The organism is Limnohabitans sp., assembly GCF_031539175.1.
Lineage (GTDB): Bacteria > Pseudomonadota > Gammaproteobacteria > Burkholderiales > Burkholderiaceae_C > Limnohabitans.
The window spans coordinates 1-8764 of record NZ_JAVKLQ010000064.1; the positions used below are offsets into that span (position 1 = coordinate 1).

Below are 8764 nucleotides of genomic sequence, written 5' to 3' on the forward strand. Positions count from 1 at the left end.
AACCGTGACGGATGAGGAATTGACTATGATTGAAAACCGATTGAATCATCGCCCCAGAAAGCGACTAGGATTCAAGACACCTCACGAGGTATTCCATGCCTCGTTAAAGCGTGTTGCACTTCGTCCTTGAATCCGCCTTAGATAAAAATGACCAAATTCAAAATTTATTTTTTTTTGATAGTATTATTTCTTCAAGGATGTTCTAGCGGTAGCGAGTATGAGTTGCGACATGGATCAATTAACGACTCGGGAATAGATACATGCTCTGAATACTTTGGCATTAGTCCTGTTTCTTGGAGCAGTGGACTAGTATGCACACTTGTTGACTGGACAGCTAATCTTTGGGGCACACAACAAGATGGTCTGTATGGGAGAGATGCTCTCGCTGCGCGGGGAGATCTTCTCAAGTTCGGCTCAGGATTGGCCGGGTTCGATTACACGAAAATGGATCAGCTTGGCAAGCCCTTGACACTACAAAACGTAGCTTGGAACGAAAACGGATCAGAAATATCTGGCGAGATTTGGGACTGCGTCAGAGACAATGTAACGGGGCTTTGGTGGGAGTCGAAGAATGCAACGCCTACAAGCATGCGATACAAAGGCCATCTCTATACATGGTTTAGCTCTAATCAATCTGAAAATGGGGGGTACGCCGGTACAGAAGTTGGCGGCAGCTGCATAGGAGTGATCGACATTTCGAAATGTAATACTGAAAGTTACGTTAGGGCGATTAATAATGCTAGTCTTTGCGGATACAGCGATTGGCGACTTCCAACAATTGAAGAGCTTATGAGCCTAGCTCACAGAGGACGCAGCAGTGTCCAACTTGGTATAGATACGAATATTTTTCCGAATACGTCAATCGAATGGACTTGGAGTTCAACCCCAGACGTAACTTGTCCGACATGCGCCTGGGATATTACTTTTAATAAAAACAATCTTTACGATAATATTGACCACAAAGACTCTGCATATTCGGTTCGCTTAGTTAGAGGTATTTCAAAGCAATATGCCTCTAACTCTCGATTTATATCCTCATCAGGAACCGAAGATTCTGAAGTTTTTGATAGTCTAACGAGACTAATTTGGCAAAGATGTGCAGTCGGAATGAATTGAAACGGTTCAACTTGTACAGGCGCCGCAAGCAGTTACTCCTGGAGTGGGGCCTTAGCCTATACTCAAACATTATCAGAGTCTTTCCTTGATGGAAAAAAATGGCGTTTACCTAACGTTGTTGAGCTTTATTCAATCGCAGACCATTCGAAAGATACTCCTGCAATTAACAGTCCATGGTTTCCACAAACCCCCACTCTAGCAACTTGGTCGTCATCGCCCAACGTCCAAATACCAGGCGAAGCATGGCTTGTTGATTTTTCATCTGGTTACACAACAACAGAGTCTGTAGAATCCTTACACCCGATACGCATGGTGCGTGATAAATAATGTTTTGTTTAAATAAAACAGTATCCCATGTTCAATAATAAGTATGCGATTTCGTCACTCTCCAACAATCATCAAACTTAATTACATCTGCAACCATATCACATTGGCAACTTGTGTAATGAATTGTCAGCGTATCAATTCCAACGGCGACTGCAACCAGAGAGTAATGCAATTCTGGTATTTGTATAAATAACTTTGAATATAATTCTTTAATATCGGATTTCTGTAACGTAATGCCCTCCTGTAGCCCTGTTAGTTCCGTTACCGTTGGTGAAATCATGGTCACCTGATCAGCATAAAACCCAACAATTTTATCAAGGTCTTTTGAATTCCATGCACTAAGCCAATCATTAGCAAACTCCTGCCCCCAACCATCTACTATTGGCAAATAAACTGGTGAGGCTTCATATGTATTTTTCATTAATCAAGCATAACTTGATGGCGCAACCCCTTCAATAACAAATAATTGTTAAAAAAGAAACGTTGTAAGTATTATTTTGCTATTGAATCTATAAATTAAGATGATCTCTAACTGATACAGACACACCTTTTATACAACAAAAATGCTAATCAAGTGAATTAGAAGTACTTGCCGTAACTTATACTGACTGCTTTAATATGCATTTCATTTTTATTAATGATTGATAAGTAATCGATATTTAGATATTGATCACCTTTGAAATTCACTCCAGCACCTAAGCCATATGAAATGCCACTTTCTTGAAATTTCTCAGTTACGGCCTGATAGGTTCCAGACCCTGCAACATTTGCAAAACCAACACGCCCAAAAAACTTTAAATCGTTACTAATGAATTGATTTCCCTTTAAATAAACGGCGTACGCTTTGTTGAACTTGATATCTAAACCTGACATTGCCACATTATTCAGATAAACAGGATTGTTAGATAGCTGAGCTATACCAGTCATAAGCTCTCCTGACCAAGTTTTAGAGGATTCAAAGCCAACGATTACCCTACCTATTTGTTGATTCGTTTTAACATATGCGGGGCCAAATGAATTTTTATATGCAACAAAAGAAGACCCGAGCTCAAGATAGACTTGTGCCACAGAGTGCGAACTCCATAATGTGATAAGAAGGAACGAAAACCTTGCGACTAACAATGAATACGTATTCAACATCTTGAACATTAAATTAATACTATTACACTATAATAGAATGCAACTGAATTGATAACTTTTCTATCAGGAGAAAATTGCATGGACTCAGTAACCAGTTTAGCAAAACAATCATAATAATGCAATGTAATTGTTTCGCCCTTAAAAGAGGTTCCCACCATACGAATCACATACTCTGGAAAATTCGCAAAAATATATTTGCAATAATTTTCTAACTCTGCTTTACCAACACAAAGAACTTTATCAATTCCAAGGCAGTCACAAATAAGTGGAGAATTCATGGCAAACCCGTCTTGATAGAAAGACAATATTTTTTCTATATTTTTATCACTCCAGGCAGATCTCCAATCATTAACAAAAGCAAGTCGCCAGTCATTCTCTGTTACTGACATAGTAATTTACCTGACGTTAGCACTGCACTAACATAACCTTTCAGCCACGAATCTTCAAATGATTTTGAAATTGTGTCTACATTAAAAATTAATACAGTAGACATTTCACTCGGTTCTGAGACATCTCCAATCAAGAGAATTTGTGTATGTTTATATTTATTCTTCTCTCTAAATTGAGAAAACCAACTAAAGCCCCCCAGCAATGCTAGTGATGACTTATCCAGCACCACCAACCTTGGAGCTATAGAATCCAAATCTAACATCATCTTTATAGGGTCAGAAAAGAAATTCACGTTTACTACTTCTTCGTTATTTAGAGGACTAAGCATCCACTTGAGCTTTGTAAAAAGCTCAAAGTCATCTGCTAAAACTAAAATCTTAATATTTTCTGGTTGCGCTGAGATGTGCATGCGACGGCGTATTTGGCAATTTCGAATCGAATCTAAAGGAATTCGCCTATGTCCGCCAACGGTTAACCAAGCATCTAACTCTCCTCTTTCTATCATGTGGTGAATAGTCCCAACTGAAACTTGCAAGAGTTTTGCTGCCTGAGATGTACCACAAGTAGCATCATTTAAAACATAATTGATTGCTTTCATATTAATATCCATTTTTGTTCAATACACATGGCTTGTTGAAATGCCATAGCATCTGAGTGCAAGATAAAATGAGAATCATCTAACAGCAAATGCTTTTCATCATTAGGCTGTTTGATATCAATACTCTCAAGTTGCTTCAATAATTGCTGGGCCCTTAGAGTTCCATCTTTAAATACCAACATTAATTCTGGCTCTTGCAAAGAATTTAAAGCACCTGACTGCCACAAAATACGTTGCCCATTCTCCATAACAAACAACATATCCGTATCAATATTGCGAATATCGCGAATATCTTGCATTCGAATCTTTCTAAAGATGCGTAAAACGTACTGCAAGTCTCCAACCAATATGTGTTGGTCAGTCATGTCAATCGACCTTGGTAATGCGGACCTCTAGTGCTTCTGTACCAGTCAAAGCACTAGCAGGCACGGCCAAAATCTTTTGACTAATCTTGCTTGCAGGCACACCTGTTATCGCCATCAGGCGGTTGCGTACTGCAGCCACCCTGTAAAACGCCATTCGGTTGGACTCACTCAGTCCCTCAGCCGCATCTACCGTCAACATAAAGTTCTGACCACTTCCCGTCGAATATTCAAAGTGCTTCACAAACACACTGTGCATGTGGTTTGCCTCTGCATCCGTCATGTCCAACGCGCCGGGACGAAAACGAATGATCAACGTACTGGGCCGTAATGCAAAGTCTTGAACTCCGTTAGGCAACGAACCCACCTTGGAAGACGCATCCTCAACTCTCTCACTTTGGCCCATCTTCGTCTCATTCGGCTTGAGCACGGGATTCAATCCGCTTGGCTTATTACGCAACTCACTTTGATACAGTTTTTCTTTCAAGCGATCAATCAAGTTACGCATATCTTGAATCGTTGGATTTTGCGGCAGCTCATCTGCCATACCCGGATACACCTTCTCATGCGCGGCTTTGTTAGGGTCCTTCAACGGCACAGTTGACTTCAGAGCGTCATTGCGTGCTTTGACTGAAAAAAACATTACCGCCATCGCCAACACAACAATCAATAAAATGAGAAACATCACCATGTTGACCAACGTGTCGACATAACCTGGCCAAAAGTTTTGGCTTTCTTCGGAGTTTTCTGCTGCTGGCATGATTCAAAGTTCCTTTTCAAAAATTTTTAACTGTTTCGCAAAACTGCGATGCCCCCTGCATACAGGTGGCGACAAACGCCTAGGTTCCCACGAACCTCTTCAGTGGTGCGCACACCAACTTGGCCGAACCCAACAACACCGCCCGTTCGCCGCCCGCTACCGAATTGCGCAAATCCGCATCCAGTAACCAGCATCCCTTCAAACCCGCATCGTTGCGCAGCACAGCAGCCGTGTCATCGCGCACCTCTTGCGGCGTCAACACCGCATTCCAAATCTTGGCGCCCCCCACCCAACCCGCCATCGGGCAATCGCCCAACTCGCAGTTACCCAGCGACACACGCCACACATTGGTGAGCCCAGCCGCCAAGGTCAGCGCAAAACTACTCACCCCCTCTTGGGTCAGCACCTCCACCCCATCCACCCACACCGACCAGCGCGAACACGTGGAAGCACCACTGCCCACGGCATCCGTCGTCTGAATCGCCACATGGTGCCAACCTGCGCTCATGCACCAGCTCTTGGCAGAGCGTGCCACCACGTAGCCGCTCTTATCCTGTAGCCACAAAACGCCGTCCTGCAACAGCAGCGCTGCCAAGGCCCCGTCCCGCGACTTCAAATCAAACACCTGCTGCACCTGCTCGCTCACAGGCGTCTGCAAATTGAACCAAGCCGTCACCGTCCCGCCGCCTTGCATCCGCGTGTTGGGCAACTTCACCCGCGCCGACGCCTTGCCCGACACCACCGTCGACGCATCGCTGACACACACCCCTTTGACCATCCCGGTCACCTGAGCTTGCTGAGCCATCTCGGCCACAGGCATTACCTCAGCGTGATGCACAAGCACTTCGGGTGCGGGTGCCGGTTCGGGTGCGGTTAAGTCCTCTGGCATTGGCACTGGTGCAGCCTCGAGTGCGGCCTCGGGCACGGCCTCGGGCACGACCTCGGGTGCAGCCAAATTCGCCGGAACACCCTCCGTCTCGGCCAACTCCACATGCACCGTGCCGCCATCCCAAACTGCCACCGCCTCCATCGTCTCTAGCACCACCTCGGCACTCAGCGGGTTGGCAAACGCGTCATTCGCCGCCGTTCTCATCCAAGTTATGCGCAACACCAGCATCGCTGTCACAGGCTTGCGGTCAAGGTCTACACAAAACGAACCATCTGCACGCGCCAACTCTGCGCCCAACAAATTGCTCTCGGTGTCATACACCTTCACCAACCAGTCGCCGCCTTCACGGCCAGCCCCCTGCACCACCTGCCCCGTCACGGCACCTGCCTCATTGGCTTGCGCAGCGTGCAATGCCAATGAGGACATCGCAGGGACTTCTTGGCCCACGCGGGCCATCGCGACACGCGGCGTCATGGCTGACCCCCATTCACATCGGCCGTGAACCCAATCGGGCGGTTGGGCGGCGTGGGCGGCGTCATCAACTGGCGCAGCGTGTCGATCACCTGTCGCAGTTGGACGCGCGTGCTTTGGCTCAAGTTGTCGTGGGACTGCGACAGCGCCTCGGTCTTTTGCTCCAAGGCATCGAGACGTTGGGCCAGATCTTCGTGGGTGGCCGCCAAGCCACGAACTCGCACGAACGTGCGCATGATTTCGATGTTCACCGCCACGGCCTGCGGGCTGGTCAACACCGATGACAACATGGCCACCCCTTGCTCGGTGAAAGCGTAAGGCGCGGTTCGCCGACCGCCATGTCTGCCAAAACTTGAGGTCACAATTTGTGACCTCAAGTTGGCGAACTCTTCCGCCGTCAACTGAAACATGAAGTCAGAAGGGAATCGCAACAAGTTACGTTTAACGGCTTGCAGCAACACCTTGGTTTGCACGCCATACAACTCTGCCAAATCCGCGTCCAGCAACACCCGCTGACCGCGCAGCGTCTGGATGCGGCTTTCCACTGCGGCTAGTGGCGCGGCGACTTGGGGGCCCACAGGCAAACGCGGCGTCATGGCTTGCCCCCATTCACATCTGCCGTGAACCCAATCGGGCGCTTGGGTGGCGTGGGCGGCGTCATCAACTGTCGCAGCGTATCGATCACCTGCCGCAGTTGGGCTCGGGTGCTCTGGCTCAAGTTGTCGTGGGACTGCGACAGCGCCTCGGTCTTTTGCTCCAAGGCGTCGAGGCGTTGGGCGAGCACTTCGTGAGTGGCAGACAACTTGCGCATCTGCACGAAGGCACGAACCACATAGATGCCCATCTGCACCGCCTCGGGTGACGACAACACATTGGCCGCTTGAATCGCGCCGTGCTCGGTGAAGGCAAAAGGCAAACTCTTTGAAAACTTGAGCTTGGCGAGGTGGTCACAATTTGTGACCACCTCTGTTTTTTCATCCGTCGTCAACTGAAACATGAAGTCGAGCGGAAAACGGTCCATATTGCGTTTCACGGCTTGGTTCAACACCTTGGTATCCACCCCATACAACTCTGCCAAATCCGCGTCCAGCAACACCCGCTGACCGCGCAGCGTCTGGATGCGGCTTTCCACTGCGGCCATTGGCGCGGCGGCTTGGGGGTGCACAGGCAAACGAGGCGTCATGGCTGGCTCCCTTTGTGTTGCTGTGGGTTGGGATTGGAGCTAGACAGGCTGTCCATCGTCTCGGTCAACACCTGCACGCTGGGCAGCAAATCTGTCACTGCGTCGGGCAACGCTGTGCGGTACGTCGACACACCCATGGGCGTGCCCATATCGCGCAACGCATACTGCGCCACTGCCCCCTTCTTGCTCTTGCACAACACCAAACCAATCGTGGGCCCGTCCACCGCTGGGTCGCGCACCAAATCGTCCACCGCCGCCAAATAAAAATTCAGCTTGCCCACGTACTCGGGCTTGAACTCGGTGTTCTTCAACTCAATCACCACATAGCGATGCAAACGCACGTGATAAAACAAAAGGTCGATGAAAAACTCATCCCCCTCCACCTCCAGCCGGTACTGATTGCCCACAAACGCAAAACCCACCCCCAGCTCCACCAAAAACTGGCGCATCTGGCCCACCAAACCGCGCTCGATGCTGCGCTCGTTCGTCGCCTCTGTGAGCGCTAGGAAATCAAAGGTGTAAGGGTCCTTCAACAAACCCTGCGCCAAATCCGAATCCGACGCGGGCAAAGTGCTGCTGAAATTTGACTGCGCCGCCCCAAAACGCGTATGCGCCTGGGTCTCAATTTGCAGCTCCAACACCGAGCGGCTCCAACCTTGCTCGATCGTCTTGCGGATGTACCACTCGCGGGTGGGGCGGTCTTTGACCTTGTCAATCAGCAAGCAGTTGTGGGCCCAAGGCAATTGGTCAGCAGCCTGCTGACCAATTAGCCCTTCGGGCCAAGCCTTGGCAAACAAGGCCATGTACTTGAGATTCGTCAATGACCAGCCGCGCATCTCGGGGAACTCGGCCTTGAGGTCTTTTGCCAATTGCTCCAACACTTTCGAGCCCCACGCCTGCGTGGCACGCTGCTGCAAAATCTCCCGCCCAATCTGCCAATACAACAACACCAACTCGCGGTTCACCGCCAAGCTGGCCTGCACGCGGGTCGAGCGGATGCGGCCCTTCAGGTCGGCCAGCGACGACGCATACGCGGGCGCGGCCACAGGCGCGGCGGCTTGGGTGTGCAAGGCGGTGTGTTGCATCATGGCCAGCCTTAAACCACCAACCAGCCGTTGGCCACCGCCGTGGTGGCCGTGAGGTCACCCGCGGGCGTGAAGTTGCGCAGCCAGATGGTCTGCGTCACCGTTCCGGCGCCTGCACCGTCCACGTCGATGACGATTTTGGTCATGCTGGTGGTTGATGTCCCGTTAGCAAACGTATTGGCCGGCGCCCCGCTGCCCGCCAAAGTGCCTGCTGCGGTGCTGTAAGTGGCGAAGTTTGCAATCCACGCGCTCAAGTTGTCGGTGGCACCCTTGACATGGTTTTGCAACAAGCCGCTGAGGTCCAGCTTCATGCCGGTGTTCGCGCCCACCGTGGCATTGAAGTCCCACACCACGTCCACGGCACCCGTGCTGCCCGCGTCTCCGCGCAGCCAGTAGAAGGTGTCCTTGTTGCTGAAGCTGCTGGTGTTGGTGCCCCCGGCGCC

The 8764-nt window shown here is 49.6% G+C and carries 12 protein-coding genes and 1 pseudogene; 2 read left to right on the top strand and 11 right to left on the bottom strand.

Annotation, left to right across the window (positions count from 1 at the left end; genetic code table 11):
- The first annotated feature begins 147 nt into the window (after positions 1-147).
- Positions 148-1116 carry a DUF1566 domain-containing protein gene (locus RMS95_RS11550; protein ID WP_310646316.1) on the top strand — a complete coding sequence of 323 codons (969 nt, stop codon included), beginning with the start codon at positions 148-150 and terminating at the stop codon, positions 1114-1116.
- 24 nt (positions 1117-1140) lie between these two features.
- Positions 1141-1443: pseudogene (locus tag RMS95_RS15815) on the top strand (DUF1566 domain-containing protein); the annotation flags it as partial.
- 31 nt (positions 1444-1474) lie between these two features.
- Here the strand turns inward: RMS95_RS15815 and RMS95_RS11555 are convergent.
- The 11 genes from RMS95_RS11555 to RMS95_RS11605 all read right to left on the bottom strand — a co-directional run.
- Positions 1475-1864, bottom strand: a complete 390-nt coding sequence (locus RMS95_RS11555) for a nuclear transport factor 2 family protein (RefSeq protein WP_310646318.1) — start codon at positions 1862-1864, stop codon at positions 1475-1477.
- Between the two features lie 158 nt (positions 1865-2022).
- Positions 2023-2511 carry an outer membrane beta-barrel protein gene (locus RMS95_RS11560; RefSeq protein ID WP_405023386.1) on the bottom strand — a complete coding sequence of 163 codons (489 nt, stop codon included), beginning with the start codon at positions 2509-2511 and terminating at the stop codon, positions 2023-2025.
- Between the two features lie 80 nt (positions 2512-2591).
- Positions 2592-2972, bottom strand: a complete 381-nt coding sequence (locus RMS95_RS11565) for a hypothetical protein (protein ID WP_310646321.1) — start codon at positions 2970-2972, stop codon at positions 2592-2594.
- Positions 2963-3571 (bottom strand): excisionase family DNA-binding protein, encoded by a 609-nt coding sequence (locus RMS95_RS11570; RefSeq protein WP_310646322.1) that lies wholly within the window; start codon positions 3569-3571, stop codon positions 2963-2965. Before RMS95_RS11570 ends, RMS95_RS11565 begins: the two co-directional genes overlap by 10 nt.
- The gene (locus tag RMS95_RS11575) at positions 3568-3936 is read right to left on the bottom strand and encodes a hypothetical protein (protein ID WP_310646324.1); all 369 of its coding nucleotides are present in this window, start codon (positions 3934-3936) and stop codon (positions 3568-3570) included. The genes RMS95_RS11570 and RMS95_RS11575 overlap by 4 nt, the downstream gene beginning before the upstream one ends.
- Position 3937: 1 nt before the next feature.
- Entirely contained in the window at positions 3938-4693 is a 756-nt protein-coding gene (locus RMS95_RS11580) for a vesicle formation protein (protein ID WP_310646326.1), read from the bottom strand.
- A gap of 79 nt (positions 4694-4772) precedes the next feature.
- Positions 4773-6056, bottom strand: coding sequence for a LamG-like jellyroll fold domain-containing protein (locus RMS95_RS11585; RefSeq protein ID WP_310646328.1), 1284 nt, complete (start codon positions 6054-6056; stop codon positions 4773-4775).
- Complete coding sequence (locus RMS95_RS11590; RefSeq protein WP_310646330.1) at positions 6053-6649, bottom strand: ORF6N domain-containing protein; 597 nt, start codon at positions 6647-6649, stop codon at positions 6053-6055. Before RMS95_RS11590 ends, RMS95_RS11585 begins: the two co-directional genes overlap by 4 nt.
- Complete coding sequence (locus RMS95_RS11595) at positions 6646-7236, bottom strand: ORF6N domain-containing protein (protein WP_310646332.1); 591 nt, start codon at positions 7234-7236, stop codon at positions 6646-6648. Before RMS95_RS11595 ends, RMS95_RS11590 begins: the two co-directional genes overlap by 4 nt.
- A complete protein-coding gene (locus RMS95_RS11600; RefSeq protein WP_310646335.1) occupies positions 7233-8324 on the bottom strand; it encodes a PDDEXK nuclease domain-containing protein in 1092 nt (363 codons plus the stop codon). Before RMS95_RS11600 ends, RMS95_RS11595 begins: the two co-directional genes overlap by 4 nt.
- A gap of 8 nt (positions 8325-8332) precedes the next feature.
- A partial coding sequence (locus RMS95_RS11605) for a hypothetical protein (RefSeq protein WP_310646337.1) occupies positions 8333-8764 on the bottom strand: 432 nt, incomplete at its 5' end.